At 69.3% G+C, this 23,260-nt stretch carries 19 protein-coding genes and 2 pseudogenes; 18 read left to right on the top strand and 3 right to left on the bottom strand.

Going from position 1 to position 23,260, the window contains the following annotated elements:
• The first annotated feature begins 355 nt into the window (after positions 1–355).
• From K1J60_RS39200 to K1J60_RS39220, 5 genes are all read left to right on the top strand, one after another.
• A complete protein-coding gene (locus tag K1J60_RS39200; RefSeq protein WP_220650360.1) occupies positions 356–1,813 on the top strand; it encodes an aldehyde dehydrogenase family protein in 1,458 nt (485 codons plus the stop codon).
• 165 nt (positions 1,814–1,978) lie between these two features.
• Positions 1,979–2,575, top strand: a complete 597-nt coding sequence (locus tag K1J60_RS39205; protein ID WP_220650361.1) for a TetR/AcrR family transcriptional regulator — start codon at positions 1,979–1,981, stop codon at positions 2,573–2,575.
• A gap of 207 nt (positions 2,576–2,782) precedes the next feature.
• Positions 2,783–3,652, top strand: a complete 870-nt coding sequence (locus K1J60_RS39210; RefSeq protein ID WP_220650362.1) for an LLM class F420-dependent oxidoreductase — start codon at positions 2,783–2,785, stop codon at positions 3,650–3,652.
• A gap of 205 nt (positions 3,653–3,857) precedes the next feature.
• Positions 3,858–4,145 carry a hypothetical protein gene (locus K1J60_RS39215; protein WP_220650363.1) on the top strand — a complete coding sequence of 96 codons (288 nt, stop codon included), beginning with the start codon at positions 3,858–3,860 and terminating at the stop codon, positions 4,143–4,145.
• Complete coding sequence (locus K1J60_RS39220; protein ID WP_220650364.1) at positions 4,142–4,636, top strand: SDR family NAD(P)-dependent oxidoreductase; 495 nt, start codon at positions 4,142–4,144, stop codon at positions 4,634–4,636. Before K1J60_RS39215 ends, K1J60_RS39220 begins: the two co-directional genes overlap by 4 nt.
• Before the next feature lie 297 nt (positions 4,637–4,933).
• On the opposite strand, the gene K1J60_RS39225 is transcribed toward K1J60_RS39220, so the two are convergent.
• Positions 4,934–6,934, bottom strand: a complete 2,001-nt coding sequence (locus K1J60_RS39225) for a serine/threonine protein kinase (protein WP_259408104.1) — start codon at positions 6,932–6,934, stop codon at positions 4,934–4,936.
• Between the two features lie 134 nt (positions 6,935–7,068).
• On the opposite strand from K1J60_RS39225, the gene K1J60_RS39230 reads away from it, so the two are divergent.
• The 10 genes and pseudogenes from K1J60_RS39230 (at position 7,069) to K1J60_RS39275 (ending at position 19,017) form a co-directional block, all read left to right on the top strand.
• Positions 7,069–7,224, top strand: a complete 156-nt coding sequence (locus K1J60_RS39230) for a hypothetical protein (RefSeq protein WP_220650365.1) — start codon at positions 7,069–7,071, stop codon at positions 7,222–7,224.
• Positions 7,225–7,807: 583 nt separating this feature from the next.
• Complete coding sequence (locus tag K1J60_RS39235) at positions 7,808–8,650, top strand: polyphosphate polymerase domain-containing protein (protein WP_220650366.1); 843 nt, start codon at positions 7,808–7,810, stop codon at positions 8,648–8,650.
• Positions 8,647–9,323 (top strand): annotated as a pseudogene (locus tag K1J60_RS39240) (DUF4956 domain-containing protein). The gene K1J60_RS39235 and the pseudogene K1J60_RS39240 overlap by 4 nt, the downstream one beginning before the upstream one ends.
• Positions 9,323–11,071 carry a CotH kinase family protein gene (locus tag K1J60_RS39245; RefSeq protein ID WP_220650367.1) on the top strand — a complete coding sequence of 583 codons (1,749 nt, stop codon included), beginning with the start codon at positions 9,323–9,325 and terminating at the stop codon, positions 11,069–11,071. Before K1J60_RS39240 ends, K1J60_RS39245 begins: the two are co-directional and overlap by 1 nt.
• Positions 11,072–11,166: 95 nt before the next feature.
• Positions 11,167–11,913: a response regulator transcription factor gene (locus K1J60_RS39250; RefSeq protein WP_220650368.1), complete on the top strand. Its 747-nt coding sequence runs from the start codon at positions 11,167–11,169 to the stop codon at positions 11,911–11,913.
• Positions 11,910–13,154: a histidine kinase dimerization/phospho-acceptor domain-containing protein gene (locus tag K1J60_RS39255; RefSeq protein ID WP_259408105.1), complete on the top strand. Its 1,245-nt coding sequence runs from the start codon at positions 11,910–11,912 to the stop codon at positions 13,152–13,154. Before K1J60_RS39250 ends, K1J60_RS39255 begins: the two co-directional genes overlap by 4 nt.
• 36 nt (positions 13,155–13,190) lie before the next feature.
• Positions 13,191–14,480 (top strand): bifunctional glycosyltransferase family 2/GtrA family protein, encoded by a 1,290-nt coding sequence (locus K1J60_RS39260; RefSeq protein WP_220650369.1) that lies wholly within the window; start codon positions 13,191–13,193, stop codon positions 14,478–14,480.
• Between the two features lie 17 nt (positions 14,481–14,497).
• Positions 14,498–16,699: an ArnT family glycosyltransferase gene (locus K1J60_RS39265; protein ID WP_220650370.1), complete on the top strand. Its 2,202-nt coding sequence runs from the start codon at positions 14,498–14,500 to the stop codon at positions 16,697–16,699.
• 39 nt (positions 16,700–16,738) lie between these two features.
• Positions 16,739–17,482, top strand: coding sequence for a response regulator transcription factor (locus K1J60_RS39270; protein WP_220650371.1), 744 nt, complete (start codon positions 16,739–16,741; stop codon positions 17,480–17,482).
• Positions 17,479–19,017, top strand: coding sequence for a sensor histidine kinase (locus tag K1J60_RS39275; RefSeq protein WP_220650372.1), 1,539 nt, complete (start codon positions 17,479–17,481; stop codon positions 19,015–19,017). The genes K1J60_RS39270 and K1J60_RS39275 overlap by 4 nt, the downstream gene beginning before the upstream one ends.
• A gap of 157 nt (positions 19,018–19,174) precedes the next feature.
• Here the strand turns inward: K1J60_RS39275 and K1J60_RS39280 are convergent, their stop codons facing one another.
• Complete coding sequence (locus tag K1J60_RS39280; RefSeq protein ID WP_220650373.1) at positions 19,175–19,780, bottom strand: hypothetical protein; 606 nt, start codon at positions 19,778–19,780, stop codon at positions 19,175–19,177.
• Positions 19,781–19,862: 82 nt separating this feature from the next.
• On the opposite strand from K1J60_RS39280, the pseudogene K1J60_RS47250 reads away from it, so the two are divergent.
• Positions 19,863–20,090: pseudogene (locus K1J60_RS47250) on the top strand (hypothetical protein); the annotation flags it as partial.
• On the opposite strand, the gene K1J60_RS39285 reads toward K1J60_RS47250, so the two are convergent.
• The gene (locus K1J60_RS39285) at positions 20,069–21,115 is read right to left on the bottom strand and encodes an AraC family transcriptional regulator (protein WP_220650374.1); all 1,047 of its coding nucleotides are present in this window, start codon (positions 21,113–21,115) and stop codon (positions 20,069–20,071) included. The pseudogene K1J60_RS47250 and the gene K1J60_RS39285 sit on opposite strands and share 22 nt — an antisense overlap.
• On the opposite strand from K1J60_RS39285, the gene K1J60_RS39290 reads away from it, so the two are divergent.
• Both K1J60_RS39290 and K1J60_RS39295 read left to right on the top strand, forming a co-directional pair.
• The gene (locus tag K1J60_RS39290; protein WP_220650375.1) at positions 21,105–22,169 is read left to right on the top strand and encodes an AraC family transcriptional regulator; all 1,065 of its coding nucleotides are present in this window, start codon (positions 21,105–21,107) and stop codon (positions 22,167–22,169) included. The genes K1J60_RS39285 and K1J60_RS39290 overlap by 11 nt on opposite strands.
• A 172-nt stretch (positions 22,170–22,341) precedes the next feature.
• A complete protein-coding gene (locus tag K1J60_RS39295; RefSeq protein WP_220650376.1) occupies positions 22,342–23,247 on the top strand; it encodes an alpha/beta hydrolase in 906 nt (301 codons plus the stop codon).
• The last annotated feature ends 13 nt before the right edge of the window (positions 23,248–23,260 follow it).

Consider the following 23,260-nt stretch of genomic DNA (forward strand, 5'->3'; position numbering starts at 1 on the left):
GTAGGCGTACGGCGGCGCCCGCGCCGAGTACCTGCCTGCGTGCGAGAGAGCGTTCCTTGGAGCATGTCCTTCCTCGACGGACAGCGGGACGGACCTATTCTTCAAGTTTCAAGATTTTTGGTCCAGCGACGAATGTCCCGACCCCTGAAGCAGGACCACTCCTGAATGACGGGCCGTCGAAGGCCGAATGTCGGGGCCCGGCTACGTCATCTGTCTCCACTTACTCCGCTGCGCCCCCTTCCTCGTTGTCCGGCGGCCGGTGCGCGGTCATCATCCGACAACCTGCCGGTCGCAGTGGCGCGACCGGCGCCGGCACGGTGACGGCCACGGGTCGCACCGAGGAGGCGAGCGGATCATGAGCGTGGAACGGCCGCACATCGAACCGGGGAGGCTGTTCATCGCCGGAGAGTGGCGGGAGGCGGAAGCCGGGGGACGGCGTGATGTCGTCGACCCGTCCACCGGCAAGGTCGTCGCCACGGTCGCGGAGGCCGACCAGGCCGATCTCGACGCCGCGGTGGCCGCCGCCCGCGAGGCGTTCGACGAGGGACCGTGGTCCCGCACACCGGCCCGCGAGCGCTCCCGTGTGCTGCACCGGGTGGGCGAACTGATTCGTGAGCGGGCCGACGAGATCGCCGCCGTCGAAAGCCTGGACGTCGGCAAGCCCGTGACGCTGTGCCGGGCGGTGGACGTGGAGACCGCGGCCGAGACCTATGAGTACTACTCCGCGCTGGCACAGAGTCTGGACGGTGCCACCCGGCAGATCCCGATCCCCGCGCATGCCTACACCCGGCGGGATCCCGTCGGCGTCTGCGGCCTGATCACCCCGTTCAACTTCCCGCTGATCCTGAGTTCCTCCAAGCTGGCCCCGGCGCTCGCGGCCGGGAACACGGTCGTGCACAAACCGGCCGAGGACACGTCGCTCAGCGCGCTGCTGATGGCGGACATCCTCACCGACGCCGGTGTGCCCGCCGGTGTGGTGAACGTGGTCACCGGCGGCGCCGCGGTCGGTGGGGCTCTGCTGCGCCACCACTCCGTGGACAAGATCGCCTTCACGGGCTCGACCAGAATCGGACGCGTCGTGGCCGGCGCGGCGGGCCAACAGCTCAAGCCCGTGACCGTCGAACTGGGCGGCAACGCCCCGCACATCCTCTTCGAGGACGCCGACATGGAGAAGGCCGTCGGCGCGGTCATCAAGGGATTCGTCTACAACACCGGGCAGTTCTGCATGGGCGCCCCCCGGCTGCTGGTCCACAGCTCCCTGCACGACACGGTCGTCGGCATCCTCACGCAGGCCGTGCCCGGGGTGCCCGTCGGCGACCCCTTCGACCCGGCCACCGTGGTCGGCCCGATGGCCGGCGAACGGCACCTGGAGAACGTCGAGAGGTACGTGGAACTCGCCAGGAAGGACGGCGGCCAGGTCGTCGTCGGCGGCGAACGGCTGGAACTCGGCGGCGGCTACTACTACAAGCCCACGGTCATCACCGGCCTGGACAACGACGCCCGAACCGTGCAGGAGGAGGTCTTCGGCCCCGTCCTGACCGTCCAGTCCTTCGACACGGAGGACGAGGCCGTCGCCCTGGCGAACAGCACGGCGTACGGGCTGGCCGCCGGTCTGCACACGTCCGACCTGGCCCGCGCCCACCGTGTCGCCGCCCGCCTGGAGGCCGGGATCGTCTGGGTCAACGACTGGGCCATGCTCGACCCCTCCATGCCCTTCGGCGGTGTCAAGCAGTCCGGCTACGGACGCGAATCCGGCCCGGAGGCACTCCAGGAGTACACGAAGACCAAGTCGGTCGTCATATCCCTGGCGTGAGCCGGACGACCGTGCGGCCCTTGCCTCATGCGAGGCAAGGGCCGCACGTCGTCGCGCATCCGCTCTTGTAAGGTGCGAGCGGAGATCCCTCCGGGTCCCGGAAACCGCACGGGAGGGTCTCCGCGTGTCCAGCGAGGACCTGCGCAGCCAGGAGAAGGAGGAGGCGTGACCGGTGCACCGCGTCCGCTGCGTGCCGACGCGCGCCGCAATCGGGAACGCATCCTCGAGGTCGCCACGCGGGCGTTCTCCGAGCGAGGCGCCGATGCCTCCCTGGACGCGATCGCCAAGGCGGCCGGCGTCGGTCCCGGTACGCTCTACCGCCACTTCCCCTCCCGTGAGGCGCTCATCGAGGCCGCCTACCGCAGCGAACTGGCCCGCGTGTGCGACAGCGCCGCCGAACTGCTGGCCGACAATCCGCCGGACAGGGCGATGCGGCTGTGGATGGACCGGTTCATCGACTACCTGGCCACCAAGAACGGCATGGCGGAGGCGCTGCGCGCGGTGGTCGCCTCCGGTGCGGATCCCTTCGCCGAAAGTCTCGACCGGCTCAGTGCCGCGATCGGCGCGCTGCTGCGAGCGGGTGCCGACGTCGGTCTCCTGCGCTCCGATGTCGACCCGCTCGACGTGGGTTTCAGCCTCGGCGGCGTATCCCTGGTCGCCAACGACCCGGTGCATCGCGAGAGGGCGGGCCGCATGCTCGACCTGATCCTCGACGGCCTCCGTTACGGAGCCGGCCGGGACGCGTCGACGCGGACGGCGTGAAGCTGTCGTCCGGTGGCGTTGTCGTCGGCTCCGGGGACGACGCGGCCGAGAGTACATCTGGACCACCGGAGAGTTCTCCGGTTACGCTCCCGTCAATCGGAGCGTTCTCCGCTTACAGTTCGCCGTGCCGCCCGAGCCGTTCCCGCGAGGGGAGGGCTCGGGTCACGGCGCCGCAGCGCACGACACGAAAAGGACCTGGACGACCTGATGAAGTTCGGCCTGCACTACTGGAACTACTCGACCCCCGACGACCCCGCGCTTATCGCTCCCACGCTGGCCGAGACCGCCCGCGTGGCCGAGCAGGCCGGTGTGGCGTCGTTCACGGTGATGGACCACTTCTTCCAGATGGACGCCATGGCTCCCGCCGAGGAACCCATGCTGGAGGGTTACACGACCCTCGGCTACTTGGCCGCGGTGACGGAGCGGATGACCCTCGGCATGCTCGTCACCGGCGTGATGTACCGGTACCCGGGAATCCTGGCCAAGACGATGACCACGCTGGATGTGCTCTCCGGCGGGCGGAGCCGGCTCGGCATCGGCGCCTCATGGTACGAGCGGGAACAGCTCGGTCTCGGCGTCCCGGTGGTGCCGGTCGCCGAGCGCTTCGAGCGGCTGGAGGAGACACTCAGGGTCTGCCTGCAGATGTGGAGCGACGACAACGGCCCCTTCGCGGGTGAGCACTACCAGCTGGCGGAGACGCTCTGCGAACCGCGGCCGCTCAGCCGGCCCCACCCGCCCATCATGATCGGCGGCGGCGGGGAGAAGAAGACGTTGCGGCTGGTGGCCCGCTACGCCGACGCCTGCAACCTGTTCGGCTCCACTCCGGCGGAGGTGTCGCACAAGCTCGACGTACTGCGCGCGCATTGCGACGACGAGGGGCGCGACTACGACAGCATCGAGAAGACCGTGCTGCTGGTCCGCCCGGTCCTCGCGGACGTTGCCGGCACCTTGGCGGACATCGAGCAGTACGCCGCCCTGGGCGTGTCCGAGATCCTGGCGACGCCCGACCGTCACCCGGTCGAGTTCGCCACGGGGGTCGCGGAGAACCTCCTTCCGCGTCTCTCCTCCCTCGCCTGATCGCTTCGGCGGGCGCCGGGTCCTGCCGTCCGGCCGGGCGCGGCACCGCGGCCGGCCGGACGCGTCGTTCCACGACGTCGGCGCTCACGTCGAGGCGTGCCCCGTCCTCGGGGAACCTCCTCCCCTCGAAACTGCCGAACGGGCCGGCCTTCACGCCTCGGCCTGGAGCGCCGGCCTCTCCTCCCGCCTCGCCAATCGTTCGTCGGTGGTCGTCTCAACGCCCTTTCGGCATACGGCGAGTGGCACGGAAGGTGCCGGCCGTGGCGGTCTCGGTGGTGCGGTCGGGGAAGACGATCCGTGCGGTGGTGGCCGGCGGTACGTCGTCGCCGTCCTCGACGTGGACAAGGAGGCCGCCGAGGACACCGCCCGGGACATCGCCGCCCGGCACGCCGTGGAAGCCCTCGGCCTCGCGGCGGACGTGACCGACGTCGACGCCGTCGACGCCGCCATCGGGGCGGCCGAAGCGGCGCTCCCGCCGGTCGGGCCCTGGTGAACAACGCGGGGATCACGTCCCCGACCCGCTTCCTCGACGTCACGCCCGCGGAGTGGGACCGCATCCTCGACGTCAACGTCCGCGGCAGCTTCCTGGTGACCCACCGCGTGGCTGCCGGGATGGCCGAGCGCGGGTTCGGCCGCATCGTCTTCCTGTCGCCCGTCTCGGCCGAACGCGGAGGCGGGGTCTTCGGGGGAGTGGCCTACTCCGCAGCCAAGGCCGCCCTGCTGGGATTCGCCAAGGCCCTCGCCTGCGAACTCGGCGCGTCCGGAGTCACGGTCAACTCCGTCGCACCGGGCCTGATCGACACCGACATCACCCAGGGCAAGCTGGACGAGGAGCGAAGGGCGGCGATGATCGCGGACGTTCCGGTATGCCGCATCGGCGCGGTCGAGGACGTCGCCGACATCATCGCCTTCCTGGCCCGGCCAGAATCCGGCTACCTCACCGGCGCGACGTACGACGTCAACGGCGGATCCCACATCCACTGACCGAGCCCCGACCGGGGGAAGACCGACCGGCGGATCACCTGCACGCGTCCCGGCCTGCGGTCGCCCCGGCGAAGCCCCGTTCGGTCGGCTGCGGGACGGCGGTGCAGAACGCCTTCCCGCTGACGGCGCTGGTCGCGCACTTCCCACCCGTGCTCGTCCGCATAGGGTGCGAGCACATACGAACCTTTGGAGTGGCACCCGACGGACGCCTCATCCGTAGCGCAGCGGGGGACCACCTCGACGCCTCGGCGTACGGCGTTACCTGGGGGCGAGCGCGTGAGGCCGCTCGTGCCCGTGTCATGGGCGGCTTTCCGCGGGCAGGCAGTTGCCGGAGGAGAAGAGTTGCGGCCATGCGCTGTTTCCCTGGTAGGCGGCGACGGCCCAGTGGGTGTAGTTCCAGTGCTTGTCGCTGTTGTACTCGGCGAGCAGTTTGGGGCAGGCGGCTTTGGTGACGACATCCTGGAAGTGGGATTGCTGGGCGCGGCCGGAGAGCGCGCCGTTGCCGTCCAAGGCCCATACGTACACCACTTTCTCGACGGGATCGAAGCCGAGGGTGATCGCGTCGTCGTGGTCGAAGGGTTCCAGGCCGTGGCCCTCGGCGACGCGAGTCTTCCAGGCGGTGGTGATTGCCTTGACCGTGTCACCGGCGACACGGATCTCGTTCCTGTCGCTGCTGGGCAACTGGGCGGTGACGATGCCCTCGTCGGTGCCCTGGCGTTGCCCGGCTTCCTCGCTGTAGCAGCCGGAGGTGGCTCTGCCGAAGCCGAGGATGGTGGCTTCGTCCTGGCCGTCGTGGTCCTTCCAGTAGACGGAGAACCGGCCGTACGGCCAGCTGGTCGGCGCGTCCTTGAGTCGGTGGGCCAGGGTGGTGCAGGCGGCCGTCTCGCTCGCCCGCCGGAAGACCTCCTTGTAGTCGTCGGTCAGCGTGGAGATCGGTCCTCCGGTCACCATCACGGTCTGCGCGCGCCGGTTGAACGTCACCGTTGGTTTCATGAAGGACATGTCCTTCGTGGCGAGCATGGCGGTCACCTGCTCGACGACGTCCGCCGCGGCTTTCCGCTCCTGCGTGCCGGTGGCGTCCCGGCTTGCGCTCCACTCGCCGGGGACGGGCTGGGTCTCGTCGTCCGCGCGGGTGAAGGCGGGATCGGCCACGCCGGCGAGGGGATCGGCCGGGACGGGGACGGCCCGCGGGTCGGTCACCGCCGGGCCGGTCGCCTCCGTACCGGACATGGCGGAGGCCGTCGGACCGGATGCCGTACCTGAGTCCCCCGCGCCCGTGGAGGTCGAGGCCGTTGTTCCGGCACCATCCGCCGAGTCCGTGTCTCCCACCTCCTGGCGGAAGGCCAACACGCCGCCGGTAGCCGCACCGACGACGGCTGCCGCGACCAGGACAGCGACAACGGCCCGGCGCCGGGAGGCCCTTTTCGGAGGGGCGGATGCCGGCGCGGGCCAGGACGGGTCGTCCGGGGCCGGTACGGACCACAGCGCGGTGACCAACTCACCGACGACCACCGGGTCGTTGCCCTCTCGGGTCGCCGTGTCGCCGTTGAGCGACTGGGTGGACTCCGCGGCCAGCAGCCGTGCGCAGGACTCGGCGGCCCCGGCGGCGTCCGGCCGCTCGGCGGGTTCCTTGGCGAGGGCCTTCTCCAGGATCTCCTTGAGCGCCTCGGGGATACCGTCGAGATCCGGCTCGCCGGACATGACACGGTAGGCCACTGCCTCGGGAGCACCGCTGCCGAAGGGAAGCCGGCCGGTTGCCGCATGGGCCACGAGCGCGCCCCAGGCGAACAGGTCGCCCTCCACTGCGGTGACGCCGTCGCGATAGTGCTCGGGACTGATCCAGCCCGGGCTGCCGGTCAGTACGCCGGTACGCGTGACGCTGGTGCCGTCGGCGGCGTGCGCGATGCCGAAGTCCAGGACGCGGGGGCCGGCCGGGGTCAGCAGTACGTTCTGCGGTTTGACGTCCCGGTGCACCACGCCGGCGGCATGGATCGCCGCGAGGGCCTGTGCGGTGCCGGTGGCGAAGGCGTACAAGGTGGCGTTGGTCAGCGGTCCATGGGCGGCCAGGTGCTGGGCCAGGGTCGGGCCCGGGGCGTAGGCGGTCGCCAGCCAGGGGGCGTCGGCATCGGGGTCGGCCGCCAGGAGCGGCAGCAGGAACGGGCCCTGGACCCGGGCGGAGAGCCGTATTTCACGGCGGAACCGCGCCCGGAACTCCGGATCCCCTGCCTGCACCGGATGGATCACCTTCACCGCCACCCGGACCCCGTCGTCGGTGAGCGCGGCGTACACGGTTCCCATGCCCCCTGCTCCGAGCCGGCCGACCACACGGTAGGGGCCGACACGGGACGGGTCACCCGGGCGAGCGGGCTGGATCCGCCCGACCGAACCAGCAGCGCTCACGGATTGTCCGATCGGTCAGTGCGGGGAGACGTGTGAGGCTGGATGATATCTGCCCCTGCCTATCGGCTCGTAGGGGCCTGCCGCTGCTCCAGGACCTCGACGGTGTGGGCGTGCACGCGGACTTCGCCCACGCCACCTACCGCACGCGTCGGGACGACGCCCTCGCCCGCCGCGTCGACGACGCGTGACGCCGCCAAGCACAGCAAGCGGCCGCACGCGAGGTTCAGCGCCCGGTGCGCGGGGACTGCGGGCAGATGTCCACGCACGACCGGAATTCGCGGGCCGATGCTCAAAAGCGCGCACCCCAGGGCCCGATCGTTCGGGTCCTGGGGTGCGGCTGGGTGGGGTGTGCTTACTGGTGGTGCTTACTGGTGGGCGAGTACGGCCCAGGTGGCCTCGTAGCGCCGGTCCAGGATGTTGGCCGAGCGGATCGAGTACGGGCCGCTGGTGCGGATGAAGCATGTCACTCCTCGATCACATCCCGCCCCCCGGGACAGCGGAGCTGTCCAGCCGCGCGACCCACGGCACCGAGATATCCACGCCTTGACTTCCAAGTCAACGCGCGCAGTTCACTTCGTGGACACCTCGGATACTCCTGGAATTACCTCGCAATTCTCAGCGGCTTCTCACATGCCACCGGTTTCGTGTGCTGCGTCGCCCGACCGGGCCGTACGACGAAGGAGGCGGATGGTGGCGCTACCGGTGACCACACGACGGAAGTCCCCGAGCCAGGATGAGGATCAAGGCCTGGCAGAGGAACAGCCGTTGCACGTGGCCAGCAGGCTGCACGCGTTCAACCGGTTCGAGCTGAAGTACCTGGTGCCGGTCGAGCAGGCCGCCGAGATCCGGGACGAACTGGCCGAGCGGATGGATCGTGATCTGAACAGCCCCGTCGGCGGTTACGGCGTGTGGAGTCTGTACTACGACACCCCGCAGCTGCGGTTCTACTGGGAGAAGATCGAGGGCCTGAAGTTCCGGCGCAAGCTGCGCATCCGCCACTACGGGAATCCGGACGGCGTCACCGACGAGTCCCCCGTGTGCGTGGAGATCAAACAGCGTGTCAACCGGGTCACGCAGAAGCGCCGCATCACCCTTCCGTACGGCGTCGCCCGCCAGTTGTGCGACGGCCGCCAGATGATCGAACACTCGGCGAAGGAGAGCGCCTTCGTCCAGGAGGTCCTCGAACTCGTGGTTCGGCTGAACCTCCAGCCCACCGCGATCACCGGCTACCAGCGTGAGGCCTTGGTCGGCCGCGACGCGGACACCGGGCTGCGGGTGACCTTCGACCGGCGGATCCGCGGCCGGGACCGGGACTTCCACTTCGGCACGCCGAACCCGGAGAACCGGTTCACCATCCCACCGCACCTGTCGGTGATGGAGATCAAGGTCAATGAGCGAACGCCGTACTGGATCACGGACCTGGCGGCGCGTCGGAACCTCAACCTGATCCGCGTCTCCAAGTACGTGCAGTCCATCGAGGCGTTCGGCCTGGCGCCCCGGTCCGCCTTCCATGTCCACGAGGCTGACCACCCGCGGCCCCTCACCCCCACCACCGACCCGCTGTCCGGACAGCGGCAGGCGCACGTCGCGCCCTTGAAAGCAGGAGCACAGTGAACTTCGATCTGCAGGAGCTCAGCGGTACGTTCAGCGTCACCGACGTCGTCGTGGCCATGGCGCTGTCCTTCGTCCTGAGCACGATCATCGGCCATGTGTACCGGTACACACACCGCAACGTCTCCTACAGCCAGTCCTACGTCCAGACCCTGGTCATCGTCGGCATGGTCGTCGCGTTGATCATGCTGGTGGTCGGGTCCAACCTCGCCCGGGCGTTCTCCCTGGTCGGAGCCCTGTCGGTGATCCGATTCCGGAACGCCATCAAGGAGACCAGGGACGTCGGCTTCGTCTTCCTGGCGATGGCGATCGGCATGGCCTGCGGTGCCCGCTTCTACACCCTCGCGGCTGTCGCGGCCGTGGTGATCTGCGTGGTCGTCGTCGTGATGTTCAAGTTCAACTGGTTCGCGCTGAGCGTCCAGCGTCAGGTCGTCAAGGTCCAGGTCCCCGCGGGCGAGGACTACTCGTCGGCCATCCGCGACGTCCTCATCCGGTACACCACCGAGTTCGAGCTGGTGAGCACGAGACAATCCGCGGCGGCGCGCTGAACGAGGTGTTCTACACAGTTCGCATGAAGAAGGGCACCGAGCCCGGTGATCTGGTGACCGCACTCCAGGAGCGGACCTCGGGCCAGCGGGTCACTGTCCTGACCGGATACGACTCGACCGACCTGTGATGTCCGCGAGCAGCGAGACGGCCCCTCGGCGACGGCGGCTTCGGGACCGGATCCCCGTACGGCTGCGGCACCACTGGAAGCCGGCCGGAGCCCTGTGCGCGGGACTGGCGGTGATGGTCTACTTCTTCGGCGACGCCCGCATCTCACCGTACGTCACCTCCTCCTCCCGCGTGGAGGCCGACGCCATCACGGAGAACGTCGAGGGCACGGTCGATCTGTACGACACCTCGGTCTCCCACTCCATCCGACTGGAGTACGACCAGACCGACTTCACCAAGATGATGAAGGAGTTCCGCGAGGACGGGACCAAGGACTACATCGAAGCGGACCTCACCATCGACGGGGTCCACCTCGAGGACGTCGGGATCCGCCTCAAAGGCAACTCCACACTGATGTCCCTGCGCGGAAGCGGCCAGGGCATGCCCGGTGGCGGCCGGACCATGCCCGAGGGAGCCCCGCAGGGCGCCCCGGACCTGCCACAGGATGGTGGGACGGGGAGCCGGGACCGCGGCCGGGGCACCGGCGGCGGTCCCGGCGGTCCAGGCGGTGCCCCGGGCGGCATCACGCAGTACAACCTCTCCGAGAAGAAGCCCGAAGAACTGCCCTGGCTCATCAAGGTGGACGAGTTCATCGAGGGCCGCGCCTACCAGAGCGAGCGCGAGATCTCGCTGCGCCCCGGCAGCGACGGCCAGGTACCGGTGAACGAGGCGCTCTCGCTGAGCCTGACGGACACCACCGGCCAGAAGAGCGAGCGGTACGCCTTCACCTCGGTGCAGGTCAACAACCGTCCGGTCACCACCAGGTTGATGGTCGAGAGTCCGGACACGGAGTACGCCGAGTCCATCGGCGACGGCAACGGAGTCCTGTACAAGGCGCGGGCAGGCGGCAGCTTCGAGTACAGGGGTGACGACCCCAGCGACTACGAGAACTCGTTCGAACAGCTCAACAAGGTCGGCAGCCAGGACCTGGAGCCGGTCATGAAGCTCATCAAGTGGGCGAACCAGGCAACGGACGAGGAGTTCGAGAGGGAACTCGACGAGTACGTGGACGTCGAGTCGCTGGCCACGTACGTCGCCGCGCAGAACCTGCTGATGAACTTCGACGACATGGCCGGACCGGGCAAGAACTACCTGTTGTGGTACGACCTGGACACCAAGAAGTTCTCGGTCCTCGGGTGGGACTACAACCTCACCTTCAGCGGCGACGCGACGGCGGGCCCGGACGACGACATGGCCATGGGCGGCGCTCCCGGCGCTGGTGGAAGCGCTGCCAACGGGCAAAGCGGCCAGGGCAGCCAGGACACGGGCGGTCAGGGGGCGCAGAACGTACCCTCTGGCGCGCCGTCAGGGATGCCCGAGGGACTACCCGAAGGCATGCCCGAGGGCATGCCCTCAGAAATGCCCTCAGACATGCCGAGCGGTCAGGGCGGTCAGGGCGGTCAGGGCGGACAAGGCGGTCTGGCCGGCCAAGGTGAAGGCGGCGGGTTCGGCGGCCTCATGGGCCACCCCCTGAAGCAACGCTTCCTGGACTCGGACACCTTCGATTCCGTCTACAAGAAGGCCTACAAGGAGCTGTACGAGAAGTTCTACGGCTCCGGGAACGCTCTGAGGGCGCTGAATGACATCGCCGTACAGGCGGGGGAGGCCGGTGCCGACGGGACAGAGCTGGACTCCGCCGTCGAAAAGCTGCGCAAGACGGTCACCGAGCGCGCCGCGGCGCTGAGCGAGAACAAGGAGGTGACCGGCTGACCTCCGGCGCCCCGGACGGCAGTTCCTTCCCCCGTGGGACGCCGTCCGGGGCGTTCGGTCACATCCGAACCCCGCGCCACCGAAGGAAAAGATCCATGCCCGTCACGTCGTCAGGGCCCGCACCGCCCAGACACAATGTGCTCGTCGTCGAGGACGACCCCAGCATCCGCACTCTGCTCACGTCCGCTCTGCACGCCGCCGGATACGCGGTGAACACCGCCGACACCGGCCAGACGGCCATGTTCGAGGCGGGCCGCGGCCAGCCGGATCTGATCCTGCTGGACGTGGGTCTCCCGGATATCGACGGCTTCGCGGTGACTCGTCACCTGCGCGCGGAGGGCGTCTACACACCCGTGCTGTTCCTGACAGCCCGAACCGACGTCGAGGACCGCATCATCGGCCTCAGCTCCGGCGGGGACGACTACGTCACCAAGCCCTTCCATGTGCAGGAGGTACTGCTGCGCATCCGTGCCATCCTGCGGCGTAGTGACATGCCACCGGGCACCGGGGCCAGGCGGCCGCCCCTGCGGTACGCCGATCTGGTGCTGGACGAGCAGTCGCACGAGGTGTGGCGGGCGGGCCTGCCGATCCAGCTGTCGCCCACCGAGTTCCGGCTGCTGGTCTGTCTGCTGGCGCAGCCGGAACGTGTCGTGGGCAAGAAGGAGATTCTGTCCGAGGTCTGGCACTACGACTTCGCGGGAGACGCCCGCATCGTCGATACGTACGTCCGCAATCTGCGGCGCAAGATAGACCGGTTCGAGCCCCAGCTCATCCAGACGATCCGCGGTGTCGGCTACCGCCTGCGAGCCTCCCGCCCCGGATCGGGAACGGCGGCGCTGTGAGGCAGCGGCTGAGAAGGCTGAAACCGCGCTCTCTGCGGGCACGGCTGGTTCTCGGCGCCACTTCGCTGGCCACGTCGGCGGTTCTGCTCTGCCAGGCGGCGGGTCTCGCCTTGCTGCACACCTGGCTCACGGACCAGGTCGACGGTCGGCTCGGCCGGTTCCAGCCGGTGGCCCCACTCTCCCGGGACGTGGTTGACGGACGGACGACCGCAGGGGTGACCCCCGGGAACGACACCCTTCCCTCGGACTACCGGGTGTACTTCTACGACAGTGACGGACACAGACTGGCCGGATCGCTGAGTGGTGACGGGGGCGGTGCCGGGCCACGGCTGCCCCGGTCGGAGTCGGCGCTCGGCCTGCGGTACGGCCGACCCGCCACGGTCGCGGCGACAGACGGCGGCAGCACCTGGCGGGTGATCGCCCGGTCCGGCGCCGACGGCACCAGGGTCGTGGTGGCGCTGCCCCTGAAAGAGGTGGACGAGGCGACCGCCAGGATGCTGTGGTTCAGCCTCGCCGTGGGAGTGGCGGTCGCCGCCGGCGTCGTCCTCTTCGGCAGCCTCGTCGTGCGCGTGGGGCTGCGGCCACTGGTCGGGGTCGAGCGCACCGCCCGGCGCATCGCCGACGGCGAGTTGCAGCTGAGCGTTCCGGACCGGCATGTGGTCACCGAGGTCGGCCACCTCAGCCGTGCCCTGAACACCATGCTCGACCGGCTGCGCACCGCGCTGCACCGGACCGAGGCGTCCGAGCAGCGGTTGCGCCACTTTCTGGCGGACGCCGGTCATGAACTGCGCACGCCTCTCACCTCCTTGCAGGGTTTCGCCGAACTCCTGGTACAGGAACCGGAGATGACTCCGCAGCGACGCCACGAGGCGCAGCAGCTGATCGTGCGGAACGCGGAACGGATGAGCCGTCTCGTCGACAGCCTGTCCCAGCTGGCCAAGTTGGGGGACGTGCCCGCGACGCAGTGGCAGCGGGTCGACCTGTTGTCTCTGGCCGCGGACAGCATCGCCGCCGTCGCGGTGCAGTACCCCGATCGCGGCATCGGCTTGGGCGCCCTTGCCGACACCGAGGGTGATCCCGGTGAAACCGAGTTGGATGTCGTCGATGCCCTCGGTGATCCGCATCAGGTGGGAGCGCTTCCGGCCATTGATCTGACTCTCCGTCAGTTCTCGGTATCCTCCCCCCACCCCCACAGGTGGGGCGGCAACAGTGAGGCCGCGGCCCTGGATCAGGGCCTGTGAGCCGCAGTCTGCCGTCCCCTCATGCCTGAGGAAGCCATGACTCCCACCCCCCACCTCACCGAACCCGCCGCCCGCACGGAGCGGCCGGCCCCGTTCCAGCCGGCCGACCGTTCGCTTCTCCCGGACACCGGTACCGCGACGGTGGACATCGTCGTGCCGGTCCACAACGAGGAACGCGCCCTGCCCGGGTGCCTGCGCACCCTCCACGCGCGTCTGTCCGAAGGGTTCCCGTTCCCCTGGCGGATCACGGTCGCCGACAACGCCAGCACCGACGAGACGTTCGCCACCGCCCGCCGCCTCGCCGACGAACTGCCCGGGGTAGGCGTCGTCCACCTGGACCGCAAAGGTCGTGGGCTGGCCCTGCGCACCGTATGGGGGGCCAGTGACGCGGACATCGTGGCGTACATGGACGTGGACCTGTCCACCGGCCTCGACGGGCTGCTCCCGCTGGTCGCGCCCCTGGCCAGCGGGCACTCGGACCTCGCGATCGGCTCCCGGCTGGCTCCCGGCGCGCGTACGGTGCGCGGGCCGCGGCGCGAGTTCATCTCCCGTTGCTACAACGGCATCATCCGACTCACCCACGGCGTCCGCTTCACCGACGCCCAGTGCGGGTTCAAGGCGGCCCGCACCGAGGTGCTCCGGCCGCTGCTGCAGGTGACCCGCGACGACGCGTGGTTCTTCGACACCGAACTGCTCCTGCTCGCCGAGCACAACGGACTGCGCGTCCACGAAGTGCCGGTCGACTGGGTGGAGGACGTCGACACCCGGGTGGACGTGGTGAGCACCGCCGCGGACGACCTGCGGGGCCTGTGGCGCATCGCGCGCCTCAAGGCCTCCGGCGGTGCCCGGGTCGCCGTGCGACCGCGCCCCGCACCGGCCGCGGAGCACCCCGACGCCGTCCTCGCACCCGCCACGCGACGTGGCGTGCTGTCGTGGGAGGTCGGCTGCTTCATCGCGATCGGCGTCGTCTCCACGGCCGGGCAGGCCCTGCTGTACTGGCTGTTGCGCGGCTGGTGGACTCCCGCAGTCGCCAACCTGGTCTCGCTGTTCGTCCTCACCGTCCTCAACACCGAGGCGAACCGGCGCCTCACCTTCCGGCACTCCACCACCCCGCCCGCCCGTGCCCACTTCGGCGCGGGGGGCCTGTTCGTCCTCGGCTACCTGGTCACCTCCGGGGCGGTGCTGTGGTTCAAGTGGCTCCATCCCGGCGCCTCACCGGCCGCCGAGACCGCAGTCCTCGCCGCGGCGTCCGTGGCCGTCACCGGCGTGCGCTTCGCCGTCCTGCGCCTGGCCGTCTTCGTCGGCCCCCGCGGCCGTACCAGCTGACGAGAGCGAATCCAGACATGAGCAACGACACGCACATCACCTCCGTGCCGGCTCCTCCGGCGGCCGCCGGGAGGCGCACGTCCGCCCGATCGCTGCCCATCTGGGCGGCGCCCGCGGCACTCGCAGCCATCACGGCGCTCGCCGCAGTCCTGTACGGATGGGCGCTGGGTTCCCTGGGGTGGGGCAACAGCTACTACTCGGCGGCCGTGAAGTCGATGGGACAGAGCTGGACGAACTTCCTGTTCGGTTCCTTCGACCCGGCCGGTGTGGTCACGGTCGACAAGCCGCCGGCCGCGCTGTGGCCGCAGGTGATCAGCAGCAAGATCTTCGGGATGCACGGGTGGGCGCTGATCCTGCCGCAGGTGCTCGAAGGAGCGGCCGCGGTGCTGGTGCTGCACCGCACCGTGCGCCGCTGGGCGGGGGAGGGCGCGGCGCTGGTCGCCGCACTGGTCCTGACCCTCACGCCCATCACCGTGGCCATCAACCGGGACAACAACCCCGACACCCTGCTGGTCCTGCTGCTGGTGTCCGCGGCGTACGCGCTCACCCGCGCGCTGCAGGCGCGGGGCGGGGCCCCGGCCTGGTGGCTGTGCGCAAGCGGCTTCCTGATCGGGTGCGGATTCCTCACCAAAATGCTCGCCGCCTGGATGGTCATCCCCGCGTTCGCCCTCGCCTGGCTCGTGGGAGGAAGCGGCCCCTGGATACCGCGAGTACGGCGTCTGCTGGGCGCGGGAGCCATCCTGGCGGTGTCCTCCTTGTGGTGGGTCGCCCTCGTTGCCCTGTGGCCTGGTGACCGCCCGTACATCGGCGGCAGCGAGGACGGCTCGGCCTGGGACCTGGTGATCGGCTACAACGGGCTGGGGCGGGTCTTCGGCTCCAGTGGCGGAGCGCCCCAGGGCATGGGGGGCGGAGGCGGCGGGTTCGGCGGCGAGTCCGGCCTGACCCGTATGTTCGACACACAGGTGGGCGGTCAGATCAGCTGGCTGCTGCCTTTGTGCGCCGTGGCCATGGCCGTCGCCGTCGCCGTGGCGGTCCTGCACCGACGCGGGAAGTTGCCCGCCTCCGCCCTGCTGCCGGCCTCCGGCTGGCTGCTGTGGGGAACCTGGCTGGTGGTCTGCGCCGCCGTGTACTCGACGCAGAAGGGCATCTTCCACCCCTACTACACCACCCAACTCGCGCCCGCCATCGGCGCTCTGTGCGGCGGGCTGACGGCCGGGCTGGTGCGCGTGCACCGTGCGGGCCTGCGCTGGGCGCCCCTGGTCGGCGTGGCCGGGGTCGCGGTGAGCGTGATCTGGGCGGTGGTGCTGATCCGCCGTGAACCCGACTGGAACGGCTGGCTGGTGTGGCCGGTGCTGCTCGTGGGCTGCGCCGCCGTCGTCCTGCTGGTGCTCTCTCGACGGCAGGGCCGGTGGCCGACGGTTGCCGTGGGCGCGGCCGTGGCGTCGGTCCTGGTGGCTCCGGGAGCCTGGGCGGTGAGCGTGCCCGGTTCCACCAGCATGGGCGGCTCCAACCCGACGGCCGGTCCGCAGACGCTCGGCTTCGGCGGAGGCGGCGGCATGCCCCGGCCGAGTGGGAACGGCGGAGGACTTCCGTCGGGAATGCCCTCCGGGATGCCGTCGGGAATTCCGGGCCTCCCCGGCGGTGACGGGCCCTCAGGCCAGTCCGATGAACCCTCGTCCGGCGGGATGCCTTCAGGAATGCCCTCCGGAATGCCTTCCGGCATGCCCGCGGGGGGAGCGAACGGCATGCCCGACGGCGGCTCGGGAAGTGCCCCGGGCGGGCGCGGCGGTCTCGGCGGCGGGGAACTCACCGCCGACCAGCGCAAGATCCTCACGTACGCGGTCGAGCACGCACCCGAGGCACGCATCAAGCTCGCCGTCGAGGGGGGCGCCCTGTCCGCCAGCGCCTTCATCCTGGGCACCGACGAGACCGTCATCGGCACGGGCGGCTTCACGAACAGCGACAACGCGCCGTCGGTGGCCCAGCTGAAGGAGTGGACCAAGAACGGCGAACTACGCTACATCCTGGGCTCCGACACCAACGGCGGCGGCCGGCCGATGGTGTCCGGGGGATACGCAGCGCAGCGCTCCGACTGGATCGCCGGCAACTGCACGAAGGTCGCGGCGTCGGCGTACGGCGCCACGTCCTCCCAGGCGGACGACGGCGGTGCGACGGGATTCGGGGGAGGCGACGTGCTCTACGACTGCGCCACCAAGTGAACGACGGCCTCCGGACGGCAGAACGGACCAGCAGACGTCATGACCGAGCAGCCCGCAGCGGCGGCGCCGCGACATCGGCTCCTCGTGGTCGAGGACGAGCCCAGCATCCGCACCCTGCTGGAGGCGACGCTCCGTCTGACCGGATACGAGGTGAGCAGCACCGACACCGGACAGTCCGCCCTCCTGGAGGTCGAACGCCTGGATCCGCACCTGGTGCTGCTCGACGTGATGCTGCCCGACCTGGACGGCTTCGAGGTGACCCGCAGGCTGCGGGCGGCGGGCAACGACTGTCCGATCCTGTTCCTGACCGCCCGCACCGGCACCGACGACCGCATCAGCGGCCTGCGCGTCGGCGGAGACGACTATGTCTCCAAACCATTCAGCATCGAGGAGGTGCTGCTGCGCATCGAGGCCATCCTGCGCCGGACGGCGCCGTCCGGCGCCGTGCGGACCTCGCTGAGCGTCCTGAGCTACGCGGACCTGGAACTTGACGAGGGCGCCCACGAGGTACACCGCGCGGGCCAGTACGTCGCACTGTCACCGACCGAGTTCAAGCTCCTGGCCTACCTCCTGGTGAACGCGGGCCAGGTGGTGACCAAGGCCCAGATCCTCGACCACGTCTGGAGCTACGACTTCGCCGGTGACGCGCGGATCATCGAGACATACGTGCGCTACCTGCGCAAGAAGATCGACTGCTTCGATCCACCGCTCATCCAGACCGTGCGCGGTGTCGGCTACAGCCTGCGCCTTCCCCGCGACCACGCAGGGACGCCGGATCAGTGACCCACCTCCTGCCCCGGCCGCCCAGATCGTTGAGACGACGCCTCGTCCTCGGTGTCACCGTCCTCGCCACCGCGGCGGTCCTGGCCTCCCAGGCCATCGGTTACGTAGTGCTTCGATCCTTTCTGCTGGACCGTGTCGACGAGCAACTCGTTGCGTTCCACCCACCGGCACCGGCCTTCCACGACGCCCTCGACGGCACACTCCCGGTGCCGGAGGGCCGCCCGGACATGCTGCCCTCGGACTTCCACGTCTACTTCTACGATGCCTACGGGCGCCGTCTGAACGACTCCCTCGGCTCCGAGGGAAAGCCGGGACCTCAGCTGGCCGATGACGCGCGGGACCTCGGTCTGCGGGACGGGCATCCGGAAACCGTGCGTGCCACGAGCGGCGACGGACGCTGGAGAGTGATGCTCAACCCCGGCCCGGAAGGGATGAGCGCGGTGGTCGCCCTGCCGCTCGACACCGTCGACGGAGCCGCCTCGAAGATCCTCTGGCTGAACGCAGTCCTTCTCGCCGTCACGATCGTCGCCCTGCTCGCCCTGGGCCGGTGGGTGGTCCGGCTGGGCCTGATGCCCTTGACCAGAATGGAAGGCACCGCACAGGACATCACCGGGGGCCGGCTCGACCTGCGGTTGCCCGACACCGATCCGCGCACCGAGATCGGACGGCTCGGCCGGGTCCTGAACTCCATGCTCGACCGGCTCCAGAAGGCGCTGCTGGCCCGCGAGGCCTCCGAGGCCCGGCTGCGTCGGTTCGTCGCCGACGCAGGGCACGAACTGCGCACCCCGCTCACCGCCATCCAGGGCTACGCCCAGCTCGCACTGCGCCCGGAGCGACGCCCGGCGCGGGAACTGCAGGAGGCCAACCGGTTCATCGCGCAGAACGCGGAGCGCATGAGCCTGCTCGTCGACGACCTCCAGCTGCTGGCCACCTTGGACAAGGAGCCCTCCTACCGGAGGGAACGGGTCGACCTGCTGGCCCTGGCGGCGGACGCCGTCAGCGCGACCGCCGTCCACAGCGCGTCCCACCCCATTGACCTCGGCCCGCCGCACACCCCGGCCGATCCCACCGGAGCCGAAGAACTCGACGTCGCGGAGACCGTCGGCGACCCGCACAGGTTGCGGCAGATCCTCGAGAACCTGCTCTCCAACGCCCGTATCCACACCCCGCTGGGCACCCGCGTCCACGTCCGTGTCGGCACGACCGAGGCGGGTCCCGGAACCGGAGGCACGGACCGACGCGGACGCTTCGCCGCTTCACCGCCCCTGCCGGAGCGCCTGCCGATCAGCGTGATCGAGGTGGCGGACGAAGGGCCGGGCCTCCAACCCGTCGACGCCGAGCTCGTCTTCGAGCGCTTCTACCGCGCAGACCCCGCCCGCTCCCGCCTCCACGGCGGCAGCGGCCTCGGCCTCGCCATCGCCGCGACCATCGCCGAGGGCCACGGCGGCCGCCTCGAACTCGACACGGCCCCCGGCCGCGGCTGCACCTTCCGCCTGGTCCTGCCCGCAGCCGACTCCGGTCAGGTACCCCGCTGATCGCGCGTACGGGGTGCGGCCATCCGGGACTGACAACGACGGCGGCTCCCCGACACGCAGGGAGGGGATCGGGAGGATGATCCGCAGTCCATGCGGCCGGGAAGCGTCACTAGCTGAGCACGGACCAGCGCATCGGTCAGCCTTTCGCAGGAGGTGCTCAGGCGATGACGAAGCTGGGGTGCAACAGTCCGGCGGGGTCGTACTTACGGGCCAGTCGCAGCAATCGGTCACGACGCTCGGCGTCGAACAGTTCTGCGGCGGCGCGTTGGTCGGGTCGTCCGAGAGTGAAGTTCGGAGAGCTGCCTACGGCGGTCCCCGACCAGCAGGCCAACAGTTCATCCTGTAGCGCCCGCGCACGTGCCGCGTTCGACTTGGTTGTCGGGGATACCACACACAGCAGGTACATGGCCTCGCGGTGGCTGACTGCGTTCGGCACCCTCGGCTCGCTGGACAGCGCCCCACCGAGATGACGAACCGAAATGATGGAGCGAACCGACCGGCCCGGCGCCGACACGGCGATGGCGTCGTGGAGGCGTTCCTCGTCGATCGCCCGCAACAAGACGTTGTCGGCGACATACGCATGCGGCTGATCCGGTTCGCTGAAGACGGTGTCGGACCGTCGGTACGGGATCTCCTGCACACCGTCGTACGCAGGTTTCAACGCCCGCAACGGGGCCACCAATTCGTCTGCCTCCGCAGCCGAACCCAGGTAGGCGAGCTGGACATGGGCCATGTGCCGCTCAGAAACCTCAAGCGTGGTCACTGATCGTCGGTGAATCCCGCTTTGGTGGCGACGTCGGTGAAGGCTGCGGCGATGTAGGCGATGCAACGACGAAGGCGGAGCCACCGTCGACGAAGGCGGCCGCGGCCTGCTCCTGGTCGCCCAGCTCGCCGAGCGCTCGGGCGCACGGCACGGCGGTGAGGGCAAGGTCATCTGGGCCGAACAGGCCCTCCCGGACAGAGGCAGCTCCGAACTCAGACCCGTGACAGCGGACTTGAGGCCGTGGAGAGACGAGATCACCGGGGCCGGCTCAGGGCTCGCGGAGCACGCTCAGTCGATGGGGGCGGACTGACCTTTCGGCTCCTGTCCTTCGCGTCGCAGTCTGGAAGGTGACGTGTCGAACCACCGACGTACCGCACGAGTGAGGCTGGACTGTTCCTGCATCCCCAGGCTGGCCGCGATCTGCGAGAAGGGCAGGTCGGTCGTCGTGATCAAGTCCAGGGCCTGACTCCTGCGTACACGATCGACGACGCCGGAGAAGGTCGTGCCCTCCTGGGACAGGGACCGCTGCAGTGAACGCGGGTGGAGACTCAGCAGGCGCGCGACTTTCGACAGGTCCGGACCGCTGGATCCGAGCTGTTCGCCGAGAATCGCCGCGACCAGGTCCGACATCGGCACGTGCTGATGGCCGAAGTGCGTTTCGAGATGGTCCATCGCGATGTCGTGAAGCAGGTCGTCGCCGCCGCTGACCGGTGTCGAGAACAGTTGGCTCGGGACGCGCAGGACCGCGCTCGGACAGTCGAATCTGACCTCGGCCCCGAAGTACTTCCGGTAGGAGCTTTCCTGTGCCAGGCGAGCGTGTGGAAGCAGGACCGAACGAAGTCCGTAGGGTGCGTCGCCGTGGATCAGCGTCAGGACTTGGTGGACGATCCCGATGCCGTAGTCGATCGCCTGTGGTGAGGCGTTGATGCCCGTGGTTCTGTAGTGGAGGCCGACCACACCGGGACTTCCCAGCGGATCGTCGGTTTCCTCCAGTGAGAGGGCCGGGCTGTAGACGAACAGGTACCGGCTCGCGCACTCGACGGCCTCGCCGATCGTGCGTGCGTTCTCCATGGCGATCGCCAGCGGTCCCAGCACATGCAGATCCTGCTGCGCCGCCATCCTCAACCCGAGGTCCGGAAGCGCGAATCGGGCGGCCGTTTCCTCGAGAACGCGCTCGACCAGTCGGAGACTGGCGAACGAGTTGCCCTCGGCGATCCTCGCCTCGTCGAAGCCATATGCCGCGAGGAGTTCGGGGCCCGAGCCGCCGATCTCGGTGACGAGCGCGGACAGCCCCTGCAGGGCAGAGCACCGGACAGGAAGATCGGTGTCACGCAAGGACAAATCCTTGTCGCCTCAGGGCAAGTACCGGAATGTTTCGACGAAGCAAACTACGAGTCACGACCGAGAGGAAAACTTCTATCGAGCTGGAGCCGAAGTGACTGTAGCCCCATCCATGCTAAGCCCCGCCGGCCTGCTGACACCCGAAGAGTTGGACGTCCGCTGGAGGCTCGCCGTCCGCGACCGCCTTGCCTCCATGGACCTGCGGCTCACCGGGCCGGTCAAGCGCCTCGGATCTGCCGAGGAACTGGACCTCGGAGACCTTCTCATCACCGACTGGGTGTGCCCGCAGGTCGAAGGGATCCGAGGCAGAAACGCAGTGCGTCAGGACGATGACGCGCTGCTGCTCCTCGCCGCCAGCGCCGGCCAACAGATCATCGAGACGTCTGACGAGACCGTCATCCTGCGACCAGGAACGGTTCTCGTGATGAGCACCCGCACCACCGGGCGGTTCGTCATCCCGGATCACCTGGCCAAACGAACCGTCCGGGTGCCCATGAGCGCGCTGTCCCCGTTCGACGCGGGGGGCGGTGCACCCGGTTGCCTGCTCCTGGACACGGCTCAGAACCCTCTGGCCAACCTGCTCCACGGCTTCCTCATGAGCATGGACCGTCACATCGGGCGGATGTCAGCGGTGGAGGTCGAGGGAGCGCGCAACGCCCTCCTCGTCCTCATCGCCGGCATGATCCGTGCGAGTCGACCCCACATAGGCGACGACGCGTTCCTGCAACTGTTCCGACGGCGGCTGGAGGACTGGATCATCGACCATCTCTCCGGTGGACCGATCAGAGTCGCCGACCTCGCTGCCGCCCACAGCGTTTCTCCGAGGACGGTCCACCGGGCCTTCGCGTCGACCGGGGACACCGTCGGGGCGGTCATCCGCATGCACCGCCTGGCAGCGGCCAGAGGCGACCTGGTGAACACGAACCTCTGCATTGCCGCCATCGCGCACCGGTGGGGCTTCTGCGATGCCAGCCACTTCGGACGGGAGTTCCGTCGGGAGTTCTCGCTGTCGCCCGGCGACTACCGGGAAGCCCACGGATGTGCCTGACCGTCTCCTCGTAGGCCTGACACACCCGTACCACCCCGCGGCGCGATCCTTCTATGAGCCCTCACCGGCATTCATGGATTCTGTGGCCGACACCACTACTCGCGAGTGTCGGACCACTCCGAGTGCACCCCCACACGACCGACGGACCATCGCAAGCGAATCGGAAGATCACATGAATCGAGAAGACATCGAGTTCAAGGGCGAGGGCGACGTCACCCTCCGGGGCTGGTTCTATCCGGCCAGGAACACCAGCACGCCGGCACCGGTCGTGGTCCTGGCGCACGGGCTGTCATGCGTCAAGGAGATGCACCTCGACGACTATGCCGTGGTCTTCTCCGAAGCCGGCCTCAACGTGCTCGCCTACGATCACCGGAACTTCGGCGACAGTGAGGGAACTCCCCGCCAGGAGGTCGACCCGGTCCTGCAGTACCGGGATTTCCGGAACGCGATCACCTACGCCACCACCCGCCCCGAGGTGGACGCGTCGAAGATCGGCATCTGGGGCTCCAGCTTCTCCGGTGGCCACGTCCTCATGGTCGCGGCGATCGACAAGAGGGTGAAGGCCGTCGTCTCCCAGGTGCCGTTCATCACGGGTCCGCGCACCCTGAGCCGGGCGATCCGGCCGGACTTCATCCCGGTCTTCCGTGCGATCCAGGAGGGCGACCGACTCAACCGGTTCACCGGCGGAGAGCCCGTCATGGTCCCGGTCGTCGCGGCCGACCCTACGGCGCAGGCCGTGATGCCCGCGGCCGACGCCTACGAGTGGTTCAGCAAGACGTCGGCGGACCGGGCGCCCAACTGGAAGAACGAGCTGACGGTGCGAAGCATGGAAATGGTGACCGAGTACGCCCCGGGCACCTTCATCAGCCGCATCGCGCCGACCCCGCTGCTGATGATCGTGGCCGACAACGACAGGGTGGCACCGTTCGAGTTGGCCCTCGACGCGTACGCGGAGGCCCGGGAGCCGAAGCAGATCATCGTCAAGCAGGGCGGCCACTTCGACTTCTACAGCGGCCCCGGCTTCGACGAGCTCTCCGCAGCCGCACGGGACCACTTCGTCAAGCACCTCCGGGACTGAGCCCCCTCCTGAG

It is taken from the genome of Streptomyces akebiae (assembly GCF_019599145.1).
Taxonomy (GTDB): domain Bacteria; phylum Actinomycetota; class Actinomycetes; order Streptomycetales; family Streptomycetaceae; genus Streptomyces; species Streptomyces akebiae.